General features: G+C 60.1%; 14 protein-coding genes. 8 read left to right on the top strand and 6 right to left on the bottom strand.

What is annotated here, in order from left to right; translation table 11 throughout:
- Positions 1-63 precede the first annotated feature (63 nt).
- Positions 64-450, top strand: coding sequence for a hypothetical protein (locus AC24GY_RS21255; protein WP_487686951.1), 387 nt, complete (start codon positions 64-66; stop codon positions 448-450).
- A 262-nt stretch (positions 451-712) separates the two neighbouring features.
- Entirely contained in the window at positions 713-4,903 is a 4,191-nt protein-coding gene (locus AC24GY_RS21250) for a PVC-type heme-binding CxxCH protein (protein ID WP_487686948.1), read from the top strand.
- Positions 4,904-4,941: 38 nt separating this feature from the next.
- Here the strand turns inward: AC24GY_RS21250 and AC24GY_RS21245 are convergent, their stop codons facing one another.
- On the bottom strand, positions 4,942-5,361 hold the full coding sequence (locus tag AC24GY_RS21245; RefSeq protein ID WP_422320310.1) for a PIN domain-containing protein: 420 nt from the start codon (positions 5,359-5,361) through the stop codon (positions 4,942-4,944).
- On the bottom strand, positions 5,358-5,627 hold the full coding sequence (locus tag AC24GY_RS21240) for an AbrB/MazE/SpoVT family DNA-binding domain-containing protein (RefSeq protein ID WP_487686946.1): 270 nt from the start codon (positions 5,625-5,627) through the stop codon (positions 5,358-5,360). The genes AC24GY_RS21245 and AC24GY_RS21240 overlap by 4 nt, the downstream gene beginning before the upstream one ends.
- A 163-nt stretch (positions 5,628-5,790) precedes the next feature.
- Between AC24GY_RS21240 and AC24GY_RS21235 the strand changes: the two genes are divergently transcribed.
- Complete coding sequence (locus tag AC24GY_RS21235; RefSeq protein ID WP_487686944.1) at positions 5,791-9,132, top strand: 3-keto-alpha-glucoside-1,2-lyase-like domain-containing protein; 3,342 nt, start codon at positions 5,791-5,793, stop codon at positions 9,130-9,132.
- Between the two features lie 25 nt (positions 9,133-9,157).
- On the opposite strand, the gene AC24GY_RS21230 is transcribed toward AC24GY_RS21235, so the two are convergent.
- From AC24GY_RS21230 to AC24GY_RS21220, 3 genes are read right to left on the bottom strand one after another with little or no spacing between them, the layout of a single operon-like run.
- A complete protein-coding gene (locus AC24GY_RS21230) occupies positions 9,158-9,547 on the bottom strand; it encodes a nucleotidyl transferase AbiEii/AbiGii toxin family protein (protein ID WP_487686942.1) in 390 nt (129 codons plus the stop codon).
- On the bottom strand, positions 9,504-9,782 hold the full coding sequence (locus tag AC24GY_RS21225; RefSeq protein WP_487686940.1) for a nucleotidyl transferase AbiEii/AbiGii toxin family protein: 279 nt from the start codon (positions 9,780-9,782) through the stop codon (positions 9,504-9,506). Before AC24GY_RS21225 ends, AC24GY_RS21230 begins: the two co-directional genes overlap by 44 nt.
- The gene (locus AC24GY_RS21220; protein ID WP_487686938.1) at positions 9,737-10,054 is read right to left on the bottom strand and encodes a DUF6922 domain-containing protein; all 318 of its coding nucleotides are present in this window, start codon (positions 10,052-10,054) and stop codon (positions 9,737-9,739) included. The genes AC24GY_RS21225 and AC24GY_RS21220 overlap by 46 nt, the downstream gene beginning before the upstream one ends.
- Positions 10,055-10,170: 116 nt before the next feature.
- Between AC24GY_RS21220 and AC24GY_RS21215 the strand changes: the two genes are divergently transcribed.
- Positions 10,171-11,607 (top strand): sulfatase family protein, encoded by a 1,437-nt coding sequence (locus AC24GY_RS21215; RefSeq protein WP_487686936.1) that lies wholly within the window; start codon positions 10,171-10,173, stop codon positions 11,605-11,607.
- 116 nt (positions 11,608-11,723) lie between these two features.
- On the top strand, positions 11,724-12,866 hold the full coding sequence (locus tag AC24GY_RS21210; RefSeq protein WP_487686933.1) for a cytochrome P450: 1,143 nt from the start codon (positions 11,724-11,726) through the stop codon (positions 12,864-12,866).
- A gap of 4 nt (positions 12,867-12,870) precedes the next feature.
- On the opposite strand, the gene AC24GY_RS21205 is transcribed toward AC24GY_RS21210, so the two are convergent.
- A complete protein-coding gene (locus AC24GY_RS21205) occupies positions 12,871-13,344 on the bottom strand; it encodes a hypothetical protein (RefSeq protein ID WP_422320026.1) in 474 nt (157 codons plus the stop codon).
- Between the two features lie 77 nt (positions 13,345-13,421).
- Here AC24GY_RS21205 and AC24GY_RS21200 point away from each other — a divergent pair, with 77 nt between their 5' ends.
- From AC24GY_RS21200 to AC24GY_RS21190, 3 genes are read left to right on the top strand one after another with little or no spacing between them, the layout of a single operon-like run.
- Positions 13,422-14,885: a sulfatase family protein gene (locus tag AC24GY_RS21200; RefSeq protein WP_487686931.1), complete on the top strand. Its 1,464-nt coding sequence runs from the start codon at positions 13,422-13,424 to the stop codon at positions 14,883-14,885.
- 40 nt (positions 14,886-14,925) lie between these two features.
- Positions 14,926-16,356, top strand: a complete 1,431-nt coding sequence (locus AC24GY_RS21195; RefSeq protein ID WP_487686928.1) for a sulfatase — start codon at positions 14,926-14,928, stop codon at positions 16,354-16,356.
- Between the two features lie 46 nt (positions 16,357-16,402).
- Entirely contained in the window at positions 16,403-17,797 is a 1,395-nt protein-coding gene (locus AC24GY_RS21190) for a sulfatase family protein (RefSeq protein WP_487686925.1), read from the top strand.
- Positions 17,798-17,810 lie beyond the last annotated feature (13 nt).

Genomic DNA, 17,810 nt, shown 5'->3' with positions numbered 1-17,810 from the left:
CCTCCGACCAACATTGCATCCAAGCTTGACGGACGAAACCTCTCTGGATAAAACCGGCGGCTTATGACCTTTAAATTCATTCCCCTCCTCTCTCTCGCCGCCCTCACTCTCAGCCTCTCCCAATGTGTGGCCCCCGCAAGCAATGACGGCAGCGCTTCGGCGCCGGCTGGGTCTTCTTCCAGTGACGGAGCGATCAAGCCTGGAATGACCAAAGCCCAGGTGGTTGCCGCGTGGGGAGAGCCCGATGAAAAGAAATCCACCGCCAGCGGCGAAACCTGGCGCTGGGCCCAGCAGGGCTGGAAACGCCATGTGCCGGTCTATGGCACCTGGGCCAAGGTCGAAGAGCACGTCGTGCGCTTCGGAGCCGACGGTAAAGTCATTGGCACCGGCACCGAGGACTACGGCAATGCCTTCCAGGAAGGCTGGCGCCGCTCCCACGGTACCAACTAAGCTGCCCCGGCACTGACCGGCGGAAGCAAAGTATCAAGGGCTGCATGCCCTGAGTTGATCCAGCTGGGGCGACGAGCCTTCTGGCGTGTCACCTCGTGCCTCCTGACGGACGCTGCCTGAGGCACCGCGCCCTTTCACCGTCATGGGCGGAAATCTCGCATGCCTCCGTTCCAGTGCATTTCTCACCCCCACCTTCCATTTTTATTGTCCGGTTTCTCCAGGCCGTGCGGTATAAGCATTCCCCGTCCGTTTTTTCCAACCCATGAAGCATCTCCTATTCACCCTCCTCCTGCTAGGCTCGGTCGCATCCGCGCACGCGCAGGAATATCTCGAAGTCGCCGCCAATCCGGTCGGTGCCGGCAAAGGCAAAAAGATCGTCCTGGTGGCCGGTGACGAGGAATACCACACCGAAGAGAGCATGCCCATGCTGGCCAAAATCCTGGCCAAGACCCACGGCTTCAACTGCATCGTGCTCTTCTCCACCGACGAAAAGGCGGGCTACATCGACCCCAACAACCAGAAGAACATCCGTGGCACGGAAATGCTCGATGACGCGGATCTCCTCATCATCGGCACCCGCTTCCGCCAGCTTCCCGACGAAAGCCTGGCTCACTTCGCCAAGTTCCTGAATTCCGGCAAACCCGTCATCGGCTTCCGCACCGCCACCCACGCCTTCACCGGCAGCGCCAAAACGGGCGACTTCAAGTGGAGCGAGTTCGGTCTGAAGATCCTCGGCGAAAAATGGGTCAGCCATCATGGACAGCACAAAAAAGAAGGCACCCGCAGCGTGGTCGTGGAGGCCAACAGCAAGAATGAAATCCTGCGTGGTGTCGGCGAAATCTTCTGCACCACCGATGTCTATGGCGCTCCCGATGTGAAGCCTGAGAGCGACACCATCCTGCTCCGCGGCGCTGTCACCGAGACCCTCGACCCCAAATCCAAGAACGTCGCCGGCCCAAAGAACGACCCCATGCAGCCCATCGCCTGGCTGCATGACTACACCGCCCCGGACGGCAGCACCAAGGGCCGCTCCTTCTGCACCACCATGGGTGCCTCGCTGGATTACACGGACGAAAACCTCCGCCGCCTCATCGTCAATGCGGTGCACTCACTGCTGAAGCTCCCCGTCGCCGACAAGGCGGACGTCGCCTTCATCGATCCCTTCAAACCCACCGCCTTCGGTTTCACCAAGGACGCCGGCTACTTCAAGCAGCGCAATCTGAAACCCGGCGACTTCGCCACCGGCAGCAGCCCGACGATGGGTGTGCCCGAGGACAAATCCAAGCCGACCGCCGCCAAGAAGCCAGACGCGAAAAAGCCGGAAGATGTCAAAGCCCCGCATCAGCCAAGCGTTGAGCCTATCGCAGCCACCTCCGCACGCCCGCAGGCCGTCGCACCGCCGAGCAAAGGCGAGCACATCGTGCTCATCGGCAACGGCCTCGCCGAACGCGACACTTGGTACAGCCGCATCGAAACCGAGCTGCAGCTTCGTTACCCGGACCGCGAGCTATTCTTCCGCAACATGGGCCATGTGGGAGACACCCCCGGCTTCCGCCCGCATCCCTCACGCACCACCCAGTGGGCCTTCCCCGGCGCAGAGAAGTTCCATCCAGACAAGCCCATCCACAACGGCCAGGGCTTCTACGCCACACCCGACCAGTGGCTCACGCATCTGAAGGCAGACACCATCGTCGGCTTCTTTGGCTACAATGAATCCTTCGACGGTCCCTCCAAAGTGGGCAATTTCGAAGCCGAACTCGACGCCTGGGTCGTCCACACCCTGAGCAAGGCCTACAACGGCAAGACCGCTCCCCGCGTCGTGCTCGTCAGCCCCATCGCCTACGAAAACCAGAGCGCGAAACGCGATCTGCCCAAGGGCGACGTCGAAAACTCAAACCTGCTTCTCTATGCGAGCTCCATTGAGAAAGTCGCCAAAAAGCACGGCCTGACCTACATCGACCTCTTTGCCCCCACGCAGGAACTCGAAGCCAAGGACGGCGAATCCTTCACCACCGGCGGTTTCATCCCGACCGACAAAGGTTACGTGGAAGTGGCCAAGATGCTCGCCACCGGCCTCTACGGCCACGCAAGCTACGAGTCGAAAGCAGATCCCAAGCTGGTGCATGAAGCCGTGAAGGAGAAGGACTGGTTCTGGAACACCGACTACAACATCCTCAACGGCGTCCACGCCCACGGTCGCCGCTACAATCCTTACGGCCCGCAGAACTACCCGGATGAAGTGCAGAAGTCCCGCGAGATGACCGCCCTGCGCGACAACCTCATCCACGCCGTCGCCACCGGCAAAACCACTAAACTCAAGGTGGACGACAGCAAGACCCACTCTCTGCCACCCGTGCCGACCAACTACGTGCCAAGCGTCAAGAACGGCAGTGAGAAGTACCTCTATGGCGAGGACGCCCTGAAGTCTCTCAAAGTGCCGGAAGGCTACAAGGTCGAGCTGTTTGCCTCCGAGAAGGAGTTCCCGAACCTCGCGAACCCGATGCAGATGTCCTTCGACAACAAGGGCCGCCTCTGGGTCGCCACCATGCCGACCTATCCGCACTATCGCCCCGGCGATGCCATGCCGGATGACAAGATCCTCATCTACGAAGACACCAGCAACGACGGCAAGGCCGACAAGGAAACCGTCTTCGCCGACAAGCTGCACCTGCCCATCGGCTTCGAATTCGCCACCGAAGGCGTCTATGTGACCCAGGAGCCGAACCTCGTCCTGCTGCGCGACACCAACGGCGACGACAAGGCCGACAGCATGGAGATCGTCCTCGGCGGCTTTGACACGCACGACACCCACCACGCCATCAGCGCTTTCACCGCCGACCCTAGCGGTGCCTTCATGCTGTGCGAGGGCGTCTTCCTCCACTCCAACGTCGAGACTCCCTACGGCCCCGTGCGCTGCGTCGATGGCGGCTTCTTCCGCTACAGCCCACAGCGCGGCATGCTGGAGCGCAGCATTCAGATGAGCATCCCCAATCCCTGGGGCTTCGTCTTTGACCAGTGGGGCCAGGATTTCCTCCTCCACACCTCCGGCACCACCATGAACTGGGCCCTCCCCGTCGAGGTGAAGCCCACCTTTGGCAGCAAGACCCCCTCCACCGCCGACCTCGTGCCGGACGGCCACAAAGTGCGCCCCACCAGCGGCCTTGAGATCGTCTCCTCCCGCAACTTCCCCGACGAAGTGCAGGGCGACCTCATCTACTGCAACGCCATCGGCTTCCTCGGCATCAAGCAGGTCAAAATTGAAGACAACGGCACCGGCTGGAAAACCGCACATCGCCAGGATCTCCTCGTCAGCACCGACGGCAACTTCCGCCCGGTCGATCTCGAATTCGCACCCGATGGCTCCCTCTACGTCATCGACTGGCACAACGTCCTCATCGGCCACATGCAGCACAACGCCCGCGATCCCCTGCGCGATCACGTCCATGGCCGCATCTACCGCATCACCTACCCCGGCCGCCCGCTTGTGAAACCCGTGCCAGTCGCCGACGCACCGCTCGCCACGCTGTTCGAAGACCTCAAGGAACCCGAACTCCGCACCCGCTACCGCGCCCGCCGCGAACTCCGCGCCCACGACGCCAAGGAAGTGCTGCCCGCCATCAAAGCCTGGGCCGCCAAGCAGAAGGACACCCACGCCAAGCTCGAAGCCCTCTGGGTCACCTGGGGCCTGAACGAAGCCGATGAAGGCCTCCTGCGCGAAATGCTCGCCTCCTCCGACTTCCACGCCCGTGCCGCCGCCGTCCGCGTGCTGCGCTACAACACCCACCGCATCGCCGATCACGTGGCTCTCCTCGAAAAAGCGGCCGCCGATGAACACGGCCGCGTCCGTCTCGAAGCCGTCGTCGCCGCCTCCTGGCTCCCCAACATTCCTGCCGCGAAAAACATCGTCGCCATCGCCTCCAAGCTCCCGCTGGACGACTGGAACAAGGCCGCCACTAAAACCGCCGCCGACCGCCTCGCGGGCATCGCGGAAATCGTGAAGCCCGAGCATCCCGTGATTCAGCCACCCGCTTACCTGAGCGATGCCGCCAAGAAGCAGTTCAAGTTCGGCCAGGAAATCTACTTCCGCGAAGGCCACTGCGTCACCTGCCATCAGCCCAACGGCGCCGGCCTCGACCCTGCTTTCCCCAGCATCGCCAGCAGCCCCTGGGTCACCACCGACCGCGACCGCCTCATCAAGATCGCCATGTACGGCCTCATGGGCCCCCTCAAAGTCGGTGCCAAGGAATACAACGGCCAGGTCCCCATGACCCCCTTCGGCGGCATGCTCAAAGACGAGGAAATCGCCAGCGTCCTCACCTTCGTCCGCAACCACTTCGGCAACAAAGCCGACCCCATCTCCGCCGCCGAAGTCAAAGCCATCCGCGACGCCAACCCCGGCCGCATGATGCTCTACACCACCGATGAGCTGCTCAAGCAGCACCCGATGAAGTAGGCTTTTGTCGCTAAGAGGGTGGCAGGCCGCCACCCTCTTCAAGGATGTACAATCTCTGGATCACCCGAGCGATGAATTGCGCGGAAGTCTGAGATGTTCAGCGTGTAAAACCTGACAGCTTTGGCCTTTCGTGCTGCGACGAGGTGCAAAAAGTCGAAGATCGCTCCACCTCTCACGCCACGAGCTTCTGCCTCGCGCATGGCGCGCAGCATCTCCGTGGGAGTCAGGGTGGTGATGGTAAGATCGGGTACGTAGTCCTCTTCTAAAACAGCGGCAGTGACTGCTGCTGGCAGGCGGAAGGCTTTTCTACCGCCGGTGAGTGTACTGAATGTCTCCGCCAGGACATGGGAGTATGCAGCCAATGCTTTGCGATTTAGCAACGCATCACATTCAATGTGAAAAGGCTCTGTGGCGACCATGGCCGCCACCAAGACAGAAGTGTCAATAAAATCGCTCACGAGCCAGACGAGGATTCAAGACGAGCAACCTGTTCTTCGCGCATTTCCCGTACGGCCTTGGCTGCGTCGAAGCCCTCCCAGCCCACCACCACGCGACGCTTTCCACGCCTTACAATCTTCACCTCTGGAACTTCCTGCGTGAGCTCCATGTGGTCCCCCATGACATCAAGACGCAGTTTGGATCCCGCACGAAGGTGCAGTTGATCACGCACAGGCTTGGGAAGCACGAGGCGTCCGGCTTTGTCGAGAGTTACAGTCGCAGTCATGGGAACGATATTGGCATAAGAAATGCCATTTTCAATGGCATTCACAATGCCATGCTTCTCTCGGCGGGTCTGAAATGGAGAAACCGACCCCCACTTGCTGAATCCGACACATCCTTTGCTGGCAGTTTTTGACAGACGGGCACGTTTATCCACGCGCCCAACCATGAAACGCCTCTTTCTCCTCCCTCTCCTGTTTGCCTCCTTCGCCTCCGCGCAGGACGGCTTCAAACCGCTCTTCAACGGCAAAGACCTCACCGGCTGGGATGGCAATCCAGAACTCTGGAGCGTCGAAGACGGCTGCATCACCGGCAAGACCACCGGCCCCGAACAGCTCGCCTACAATCAGTTTCTCATCTGGCGCGGCGGCAAGGTGAAGAACTTTGAACTGCACGCCAAGATCAAGGAAACCGGCAACAACACCGGCATCCAGTACCGCTCCAAGGAACTTCCCGAAAACGGCAAGTGGTCCATCGGCGGTTATCAGTGCGATATTCATCCTGCACATCCGAACAATGCGATGGTCTATGAAGAACGCGGGCGCGGCATCATCGTTCAGAACGGGCAGGGCGTGGTCATCGATCCCGAAGGCAAACGCTGGCTCGCCTCCGAGCATGAACCGGTGAAAGTGGACATCGCCCAATGGCACGAGTACACCGTCATCGCTCAGGGCAATCATCTGATTCACAAGATCGACGGCCAGGTCACCATCGACCTGCTCGACTTCGAGGAATCCAAGCGCTCGCTCGAAGGGCTGATCGCATTCCAGATTCATCGCGGCCCCGCCATGAACGTGCAGATCAAAGACGTCATGCTCAAGGAGCTGCCCGATGGCGGCTTGATCTCGTTTGAGAAATCCGCCATCCCCAGCGATGCGCAGATCATCGAGGCCAAAGCACCAGCGAAAGGCAAAGGTAAAGGCAAAGCGCAGCCACCCGCCGCCGCTCCAGCTCCCGCGCCAGCCAAAGGCGATGGGAAAGGCAAGGCTGCCAAAGTGAAACCGAAACGTCCAGATGCCGTCGGTCCGGCCATCGGCGCGAATGTGGCCACACCGGTCACCAACATCAAAAGCCTGCCGGATTTCAAAGTGGAGCTGCTCTACTCCGTGCCAGGCGGCGAAGAAGGCTCCTGGGTGAATCTTTGCACAGACGACAAAGGCCGCATCTATGCCAGCGACCAGTATGGCGGGCTCTATCGTTTCAAGATGCCCGCCCCCGGCCAGACGCTGAGCCCGGGCGATGTGCAGAAAGTTCCCGCCGACATCCGTGCGGTGAACGGCATGCTGTTTGCCTTTGGCGCGCTCTATGTTGGCGTGAACGACTACGAAAAGAAAATCCCCAGCGGCCTGTACCGGATCACTGACAGCAACAACGACGACATGCCCGACAAGGTGGAATTGCTGCGTGCGATTGATTCCGGCGGCGACCACGGCGTGCACGCGGTGCTTCTCACGCCCGACCGCAAAGGCCTGTATCTCATCACGGGCAACAACGCCGTGCTCACGGAAACCGTACCAACCTCGCCTGTGCAGAAGCTTTGGGGGGACGACCACCTTCTTCCACGCATGCCTGACGGTCGCGGTCACAATCGCCACGTCATGGCCCCGGGCGGGAATGTTTATCGCGTCTCACCCGATGGAAAAGAATTCATCCAGTTCGCCAACGGCTTCCGCAACATCTTCGACGGCGGCGTGAATCGCGACGGCGAGCTCTTCGTCTATGACGCCGACATGGAGTATGACTTCAACACATCGTGGTATCGCCCCACACGCATCAATCACGTCGTCAGCGGTGCGGAGTACGGCTGGCGCAACGGCGCGGGCAAGTATCCCGAATTCTACTATGACAACCTGCCCGCCACCCTGAACATCGGCCCAGGATCGCCCACCGGCTGCACCTTTGGCTATGGCGCAAAGTTCCCCGCCAAATACCAGGACGCCTTCTTCGTGCTCGACTGGAGCTGGGGCAAGATCTACGCCGTGCATCTCAAGCCCAGCGGATCTACCTACACCGCCACGAAGGAAGAGTTCGTCACTGGCGGCCCGCTGCCAGTCAGCGATGCCATCATCGGCCAAGACGGCGCGATGTACTTCACCATCGGCGGCCGCCGCGTGCAGTCAGGACTCTATCGCGTGACTTACACCGGGAAGGAATCGACAGCCCCAGTGACATCCAAGCCGCAGATCACACGCGCCAGCGAGCTGCGTCATGAACTCGCCGCCTACCACGGCAAAGCCGACCCCAAAGCCGTGGCTTTTGCCTGGCCACATCTCAGCGACAAGGACCGCTTCATCCGCAGTGCCGCACGCACCGTGCTGGAGCACAACCCCGTCTCCGAATGGGAAACCAAGGCGCTCAATGAAAAGAACCCCACCACGCAGCTCGAAGCCCTGCTGGCGCTGACTCGTATGACGGGCGTGTGCCCCACGCATCGTGCTCCCGATCACGTCGTGAACACCGCCATGCGCGACAAGCTCTGGGCCGTCCTGCTGAAGCGCGACTTCAAGAAGCTCAACAACGAGCAGCGCATGGCCTACGTACGCCTCACCGAGATCGTGCTGCACCGCTTCGGCAATCCGGATGATGCCACGATCGCCGCGATCATCGCCAAGCTCGATCCTGCCTATCCAGCTGACAACTTCGAGCTCAACTGGCTGCTCACCGAAACCCTCGCCTATCTCCAGGCCCCGAACACCGCCGCAAAGGGCATGGCTCTCATCGCAGCCGCAGAAAGCCAGGAGCCGCAAATCGAATACGCCCGCAGCCTGCGCTTTCTGAAGACCGGCTGGACCAAGGAGCTGCGCACGCAGCAGCTCGAGTTCCTCCTCAAAGCCGCGAACTACAAGGGCGGCAGCAGCTTCGCCATCTTCATCGACTTCATCCGCAAAGACTCGCTGGCCACCTTCACCCCCGAAGAAAACACGCAGCTCGCCGAACTCATCGCCAAGAAACCCGAGGCGAAGAGCGCCATCGAAAACGTCGGCACCATGTTCGTGGGCCGCACGCCCACGATGTGGACGCTCGATGAGCTCAGTGCAGCCGCCAAGACCGGCATGAAAAAACGCAGCTTTGACAACGGCCGCAAAATGTTCACCGCCGCCGCCTGCTACACCTGCCACCGCTTCGGCAACGCCGGCGGCATGACCGGCCCTGACCTGACGGGTGCCGGTGGCCGCTACAGCCCGCACGACCTGCTCGACAACATCATCAACCCCAGCAAGGTCATCAACGAACAGTTCGCACCCATCATCGTCACCAAGAATGACGGCACCGTGATGAGCGGAGTCGTCGTGAATCTCAGCGGCGACGGCGTCACCCTCAACACCGACCTCACCGACCCCAACCAGCGTGTGAACGTGGACCGTAAGGAAGTGAAGAGCATCGAACTCAGCACCGTCTCCCCCATGCCGCCGATGCTCCTCGCCATGCTCAAGAAAGACGAAATTCTCGACCTCCTCGCCTACGTCCTCAGCGGCGGCGACAAGACGAACGCGATGTTTGGGAAGTGAGGCTCGACCATTTTCTGCAAGGCTCTCAAGATTTGAGAGCCTTGCATGACTTCACCGCTTCACGGATCTCCTCTTTGACCTCCTCCCAGCTTTTGCTGATGAGAAGGTCGGGGTCGGCGTCCTCCTCAGCATCGTCAAAGTAGATCATGCCGCGCAGCACAATCATGGGATCGTGGCTGGGGTATTTCTGCCGGTAGATGTCGATCAGCGCGTCCACGCCCAGGTGTTGAATGAGCGCATGTAAGTCATAGAAGTCTTTTCTGGCTCCACGATTTGTAATGGCACTGAGCTTCATCCCCACGATGTCAGGCAGGCTGAACATGCGAATGCCGTCCTGTGTCTCGGCTGGGCAAGCAGCGGATAGCGGTAGGTCACGAAATCCACCTTGAGATCGCCGATGGAAGCATTGATCCACCCTTGTTCATGCCACTCGTTGCGAACTGCGGCAGCTCACGGCTCAGCGTATCCGCAAGTGCCTCGACATCGAAGCTGTCCGGCGTGAAGCAATCAAAATCAATGGATCGGCGGTGCCCAAAACGCAGGGCAAGCGCCGTGCCTCCCACCAGTGAGAACTGTTGAAGAGCCGGATGCGCAGACAGATCCTTCAGGAGATCCAGGGTGCCGACGGGAAGGGTCTCGAAGTGCAGCATCGGAAATCGTTTTTATTGAGGTTCAGCATCAAGCAGAGGAAATTAACGGTGCGCGGCTCAAGAGTCCGCAGACGGGTCACCACCTGTCTCAGTTTTTCATCACCATAGTGCCTGCGAAGTTTGTGCCACCCTTCCAGACCTCCACGCTCCACCACACGGGCAATGATCTGTTTGGCGTGGCTATCAGGATCAAGAGACTCCATCTGCATATCCCAAAACAACGCCCGGGGAAGCCCGAGAGGAGTTGCTGAGCTGGGTGATTCTAAAACCATGAGAATGATGCTACACGCCTCTCTCCAAAGCTCAACTCACGATCTCCGGCTCAAGAAACCCACATCATTGGTTTTTGCTGGGAGATCGTCATCCATTCATCGTTAATCAACGTCCCATGAAATACCCATCCATGATCTTTCGCGCCTTCGGTGGCTTCATCCTGGCCGCTGCTTTGTTTTCCACAGCTTCGGCGCAGGAAGGCAAACCCAACATCCTCATCATCGTCGCTGACGACCTAGGTTACGCGGACATCGGCGTTCATGGCGGCAAAGTGGTGCCAACTCCGAACATTGATGCCCTCGCCGCCAGCGGCGTGCGCTGCACGAATGGATACGTCACCGCACCCTATTGCAGCCCCTCACGCGCGGGGTTTCTCACGGGCAAATCGCAGACACGCTTCGGCCATGAGTTCAATCCGCATGTCGGTGATGAGGCCAAGCTCGGCCTGCCGCTGGATCAGCGCACCATCGCCAATGTGCTGCACGATGCGGGCTATGCCACCTCACTCATCGGCAAATGGCATCAGGGCTTCGATGCCGCGCATCATCCGCTGTCGCGTGGCTTTGACGAATTCCTGGGCTTTCTCGTCGGCGGGCATAATTTTCTGCTGCACAAGGATGCCGAGCCCGAGTTCGGCTCCGCGCATTCGCACAACATGATCTACCGTGGACGAGAGCTGCAGCACCTCGACGGCTACACCACGGATCTCTTCACCGATGAAGCCCTCGGCTTCATGAACCGCAACACGGCCAAGCCCTGGTTCCTCTACCTCGCCTACAATGCGGTTCATACACCACTGGAGATTGCCGAGAAACTCAAGGACCGCATTCCCGCCGATGTCACCGATCCAAATCGTCGCGGCTACCTCTCGCTCCTGCTGGGGCTTGACGACGACATCGGCCGCATCACCGCCGAACTCAAAGCGAAGCACCCGAACACCCTCGTGTTCTTCTTCAGCGACAACGGCGGCTCCGGCAGGAAACCCTTCTTTGCCTACAACACGGGCCTCAACACACCCCTGCGTGGCGACAAAGGCCAGACGCTCGAAGGCGGCATTCGCGTGCCGTTTTTCGTGAGCTGGTCCGGCAAGCTGCCCGCTGGCAAAACCTACGACCAACCGGTCAGCGCCATGGACATCCTGCCCACGGCCTGCGCCGTCACCGGAGCACCGCAGCCCGACAGCGTCGAAGGCGTCGAAGGCGTGAATCTCCTGCCCTATCTCAAAGGTGAAATCACCACCGCTCCACATGACACCCTCGCCTGGCGTTTCGGCCCGCAGAAGGCCATCCGCCAGGGAAACTGGAAACTCGTCGATGTGCGCGACATGGAGGCCAAAACCCAGTCCGGCTGGCAGCTCTACGACCTGAGCACCGACATCGGCGAACAGCACGACCTTGCCGCCGACAAGCCCGAACTCGTCGCCCAACTCTCCAAGGCTTGGGACAACTGGAATGCCAAAAACATCGCCCCGCAGTGGCATGGTGCCATCAACGAAGATCCCACCGCACCGCAGAAGCCTGCGGCAAAGGCCGGGAAAGCGAAAAGGAAGTGAGCAAACGGCCTTAACACAGGCCGCAGGCATCATCCTACAAAGAGCAAAGGTTGCACTGAAAGCAGCCCGCATTCAGCGTTGGTCATTCGTCATTCCGCATTCGTCATTTTTCTTTTATGCCCGCTTTCTCCGACCCCTTCCGCGAAGTCCGCAACGCCACTGGCGTGCTGCAGTGCCCTTTTCATGGCGAAGACATCACCATGATCCTGCGCCACGAAGACGTGCGCAAGGCCGCCAAAGACTGGCAGACATTCAGCTCCGACGCGCCCTTCCGTGTGCCGATCCCTTCGGAGGAGGCGGTGCGTACCATGCGTCAGTTGCCCATCGAGACCAATCCGCCGGAACACACCGACTACCGCGCCATCGTGGAGCCGTTTTTCCAGCGTTCCAAAGATCCCGCGATGATCGCGCAGGTGGAGGCGCTGATGGACGGCATGCTCACGCAGGCGCTGAACCGTGACTCGATTGAGATTGTGAACGAGTTCGCGCTGCCCATCCAATCACGCGCCCTGACCCACCTGCTCAACGTGCCTGCGTCCGAAGGCGAAACCTGGATCGGCTGGGGCATCCACGTCTTCAAAGTCACTGGCGGCGAGTTTAAAACCGGCAACGTGCTGGAAGACTACCTCCACGCGCAGTTCGACCGCGCCGAGGCGAATCCCGGCGCAGACTTCTTCAGCGCTCTGACACAGGCGCAGTATCGCGGTCGCAAGCTCACACGTGAGGAGATGATGGGCTTCGCCAATCTCGCCTTCGCCGGCGGGCGTGACACCATCATCCACACCATCTCCTGCGCCCTGGGTTATCTGGCCGAACATCCTGAAGCCTTGGAATTTCTGCGCGAAGACCCCAAGCGCATCACCCTCGCCAGCGAGGAGTTCTTCCGCGTCTTCATGCCGCTCACCCACATTGGTCGCGTCTGTCCGGCAGACACGGATGTGAATGGCATCACCGTCAAAGCCGGCGACCGCATCTCCCTTGCCTGGGCCTCCGCCAATTTCGATGCCAACGCCTTCCCGCAGCCCGAAGAAGTCCGCCTTGATCGCAAGCCCAACCCGCATCTCTCCTTCGGCTTCGGCACCCATCTCTGCCTCGGCGCTCCCCATGCCCGCCTCATCCTGCGCACGCTGCTGCGTCTGTGCTGCGAGCGCGTGAAGAGTATCACCATTCTGAAAGCCGACGAACGTGTCGAGCATGAAGCCAAGTTCGACCGCACCCTCGGCTACAGCTCGCTGACGGTGAAGATGGAAGCCCTCTAAAACCTCACCACCCGATGAGCCGCGTGATCGCAGCCCGCAGCGCGGTTTCGAGAATCACCGCCTCGGCATGCGTCACGGGAATCGTGACCTTCTTCACGCTCTTCGAGGACGCGTCCTGGCGTGACATGCTCATAAAGTACGGCGCCTTCTGCGGATCATCGCGGAATGTCAGCTCAAAGGCGCTGTTGGCCTTCTCAGACTGATGGAAAAGCTTCGCCTGTTCCTGGCGGCCTTGCAGCGTCGCCAGCACGGCACCGAGATCCGAAAGGCCCCATTTCATGGTGATCTTCTGCTCCCAGTCGAACTGCTTCTCCCCGCTCTGCGACGCCGCATCCACAAACACAGCGCCCTTGCTGCGATTGAACTCGAAACGAATCACACCCCCGGTGCCGCGACCGTTGGGTTTGTAGATGGCATATTCAGCGGACTGCTTGGTGGCGGCAGCAGTCGAGGAACCGGCGGTCGATTTCGAGGTCATGGCGCGAAAAACTAAAATGCCACCCTTTGAATGACAAGCCTGCATGCTGAATCCGACACAGTTTTTGCTGAGATGTCATGACAGAGCCGTTCGTTACACGCGCACCACCCACCATGCATCGCGTCCCGGCCATTCTTGTTTTGTCATTCTTCAGCGTGCTCTCGTCATTCGCGGCGGAGCAGCGCCCCAACATCCTTTTCATCCTCACCGAAGATCAAGGCGCGCACATGGGCGCTCTGGGCACGACGGATGTCAAAACACCCCACATGGATGCGCTGGCGGCCAGCGGGGCCTTGTTTCGCCGGGCCTATGTGGGATATCCAGTTTGCTCGGCATCAAAGGCCTGCATCATGACCGGCCTGCACTCGCACACGAACGGCCTGGTTAACAACACCAACAACTACCTCAAGCCCGCCGACAAACTCACAGAGGCAGAGAAAAAAGCTCCACCCTACCTGCACACCCGCATCCGTTCCCAAGGCAAGACGATGGTCGAGGTGCTCGCTGCGCAGGGCTATCACACCGCAGTGTGCGGAAAGCTCCACATCGCTCCGAATGAACGCTTTCCCTACAATGACTTCATCCCGAAGGCTGGCTCCAAGCAAGCCCTCACCGGCGTCATCGCCCGGGCGGCGGGAAAGCCATGGTTCCTGCTGCACAACAGCACGGCCTACACGCACCGGCCGTTTGTGAACAGCGAGAAGCAGCCCATCACCATCGACCCTGCGAAGGTGAAACTGCCCGCGCATCTGCCGGACACACCCGTCGCACGCCGTGACTGGGCCGAGTATCTCGACGGTGTACAGCACAACGACCAGGTCGTCGGCGAAGTCATGACCGCTCTGCGGGAGTCCGGTCAGGAAGCAAACACCCTCGTCATCTTCATGGGGGATCACGGCCCGGCCTACCAGCATGGCAAGATGACACCATTCCATCTGGGCCTGCACATTCCGCTCGTCATTCGCCTCCCCGGAGGCAGGCCGCTCGTCAGCGATGCCCTGGTAAGCGAGCTCGACCTTTTGCCTTCTCTGCTGGACCTGCTTGGCATTCCGTACGAGTCATCGCTTCACGGCATCAGCCTCAAACCGCTGCTGGAAGGAAAGGATGACGCCAAGGGCCACGACTTCATCTTCAGCGAGGTCTCCGGCCGTTCGTTGAACCAGCAGCGCGGCATGGAGGAGCGCAGTGTGATCGACGCCACGCATCAGCTCATCGTCCGCAGCCATCTCGACGAGCCCAAGGTCATCAATGCCGACCTCCGTGACATGAAACCCTGGATCAATCGCATCTATGGCGAGACCGTGCGCGTCAAAGCCCAGTTTCCCGAGGCCTTTCGCATCCTGCAGGAAATGGACCCGCACGCTCTGGGTGGAAAACCACCGGTGATCGAGCTCTACGATCTCCAAAGTGATCCCGACGAACTCCACAACCTGGCTCCAGATCCCACGCAGCGCGCGCACCTCGAACGTCTCTATGCTGCCCTGAAACAATGGCACGCAGACACCCAGGACAACACCATGATTCTGCCGTCTCTGCCTTGAAGATCATCCACCGCACCCATCGCACATTTCTCACAAAGCCATGAAAGCCCCGCTCCTCGCCCTGCTTGCGTTCACCTTCGCCTCGTCCTTGTTCGCAGAGACAAAACCCAACATCGTCTTCATTCTCGCCGATGACCTCGGTCAGATGGACATCGGTGCATTCAACCCGAAGACGTTTTATGAAACGCCGAACATCAACGGGCTGGCGAAGCGCGGGATGAAGTTCACGCAGGGTTATGCGGCCTGCTGTGTGTGCTCGCCCACACGCGGCAGCCTCATGACCGGGAAGTATCCACCGCGCTTCGGCATCACCAATTTCATTCCCGGCGGCCGTGCGGGCAAACTGCTGCCCGCGCCGAATGCCGGTCAGCTGCCGCTGGCGGAGGTCACCATTGCGGAGTCTCTGCGCGATGCGGGTTATGAGACGTTCTTTGCCGGCAAATGGCACCTGGGCGGCGCGGGCTTCATGCCGCGTGACCAAGGCTTCACTCACGACGAAAGCGAAAACACCGGGCCGAAGGGCGGCAAGGGTAAAAAGCAGGACGATCCGAAGAACACCGACAGCATCACCGACGCGGCGGTGAAATTTATCGAGGCCAACAAGGACAAGCCCTTCTATGCCTACCTTCCCTACAACGCACCGCATGTGCCCATCGGCGCACGCGCCGATCTCGTGGCGAAGTGGCAGGAAAAGGCCAAGCAGGCTCCCGCAGATTCCTGGGGCCAGGAGCGGGCGAACCAGGTGCGCCTCGTGCAAAACAATCCGGTCTATGCCGCCATGCTGGAGCAGTTCGACACCGCCATTGGTCGCGTGCTGTCCACTTTGGAAAAGAACGGACTCACGGAGAAAACGATCATCGTCTTCATGTCCGACAACGGCGGCCTCGCCACTGCGGAAGGACATCCCACCTCAAATCTGCCTCTGCGTGCTGGCAAAGGCTGGCCCTATGAAGGTGGCGTGCGCGAACCAATGATCGTCGTGGCTCCCGGCGTGACCAAGCCGGACACGACCTGCGATTCACCTGTTATCAGCACCGATTTTTATCCCACCCTGCTGCAAGTCGCTGGCCAGCCTTTGAAGCCGGAGCAGCATCTGGATGGCGTGAGTTTTCTGCCCTTGCTGAAAGGCGAGTCCGCAGCGCGTGGCAAGCCGCTCTTCTGGCACTACCCGCACTATGCCAACCAAGGAGGCCCTCCATGCACCACCATCCGCGATGGCGACTGGAAACTCATCGAGTGGCATGAAGACAGCGCACTGGAGCTTTACAACATCCCGCAGGACATCGGCGAAAAGAACAATCTGGCCGCTGCACAGCCTGACAAGGTGAAGGAGCTGCACGCCAAACTCATCGCTTGGCGCAAAGAAGTCGGCGCACTGATGCCGACGCCCAATCCGAACTTTGATCCAAACGCGAAGCAAGAGACCTTCACCCCGAAAAAGGCAAAGAAGAAAAAGCAGGCGGCACCCTGATGCGCATTTGCTGAGATGTTGCCTCAAAACCGTTCGTTACCGGCTCATGTCCCTCCAGCCTTTCGTGTTACTCGCGGCTCTCCTGAGCCTGCCGCTTTTTGCCGCTGAAAAGCCAAACATCGTCGTCTTCATCTCGGATGATCACAGCATGCTGGACTCCGAGCCCTACGGGTCCGCGGACATCCGCACGCCGAACATGGCTAAGCTGGCCGTCGAGGGCGTGAAGTTTACCCACGCCTTTGTTGCCTCGCCTGCCTGCGGGCCGAGCCGCACCACGCTCTGCACCGGACTTTGGCCGGCACGCAATGGCGCGGAGCCGAATCACAAGGCGAAGAACCCCGATGTGCGCTCGCTACCTCCGGTGCTTCACGCGCTGGGCTATGAGGTGGCGGCTTTTGGCAAGGTGGCCCATGGAAACTACGGCAAGGATCACGGCTTCGATGTTCTGGGCGGTCAGCAGCAGGGAGACATCGACACCGTGGAAGTCGGCAAATTCCTGGCCAACCGCGATGCATCGAAACCGCTCTGCCTCTTCTTTGGCACCCATCATCCGCATGTGCCATGGGGGGAGAATGCAGGCTACGATGCTTCCAAGCTGAAGCTGCCACCCATGCATGTGGACACAGCAGCCACTCGCGAACAGCGCGCCCGCTATTGCTCGGACATCACACGCTCAGACACCCTGCTCGGAGAACTTCGCGCGCTGGCCAAGGACAAGGTGCCGGAAGACACGCTCTTCATTTACACCGCCGACCACGGCGCGCAGTGGCCCTTCGCCAAATGGAACCTCTACGATGCCGGCATCCGCATCCCCTTCATCGCGGCATGGTCCGGCCATTTGCAGCCCGCCTCGACCAATGACGCCATGATTTCCTGGCCGGACCTGCTGCCCACCTTCATCGAGCTCGGCGGCGGCACCGTGCCGGAGGGCATCGATGGCAAATCCTTTGCCGCCGTTCTGCTGGGGAAAGCGACGGCGCATCGTGAAAAAATCTTCACCACACACAGCGGTGATGGCGACTTCAATGTCTATCCCATCCGCAGCGTGCGCACCCGCGATTGGAAATACATCCGCAATCTGCATCCCGAGTTTCAGCATCACACGCACATCTCGCGCTCCAGCAATGTGACCAGCGGCTTCAACTACTGGCAGAGCTGGCTCACTGCGGCCGAAAGCAATCCTGCGGCAGCGGCAGTCTTGAAACGCTATTCCGTGCGCCCCGCAGAAGAACTCTATGATTTGAAGAGTGATCCCAATGAGCTGCACAACATTGCGGACGACCCCGCCCAGGCAGAACGCCTCAAGGAAATGCGCACCGACGTGGACACCTGGATGCAACAGCAGGACGACAAGCAGACCGTTTTCGGCAAGCCGCTGCTGATCGGCGAACCCGTCACTATGGTCGATCCGAGCGCTGGCAAAAAGAAGAAGGCTAAATGACTGCTCAAATTTA

Source organism: Prosthecobacter sp. Pr1, assembly GCF_057652315.1.
Note: the sequence above shows the minus strand (reverse complement) of the source record. Positions and strands in the feature narration are given on the sequence as shown.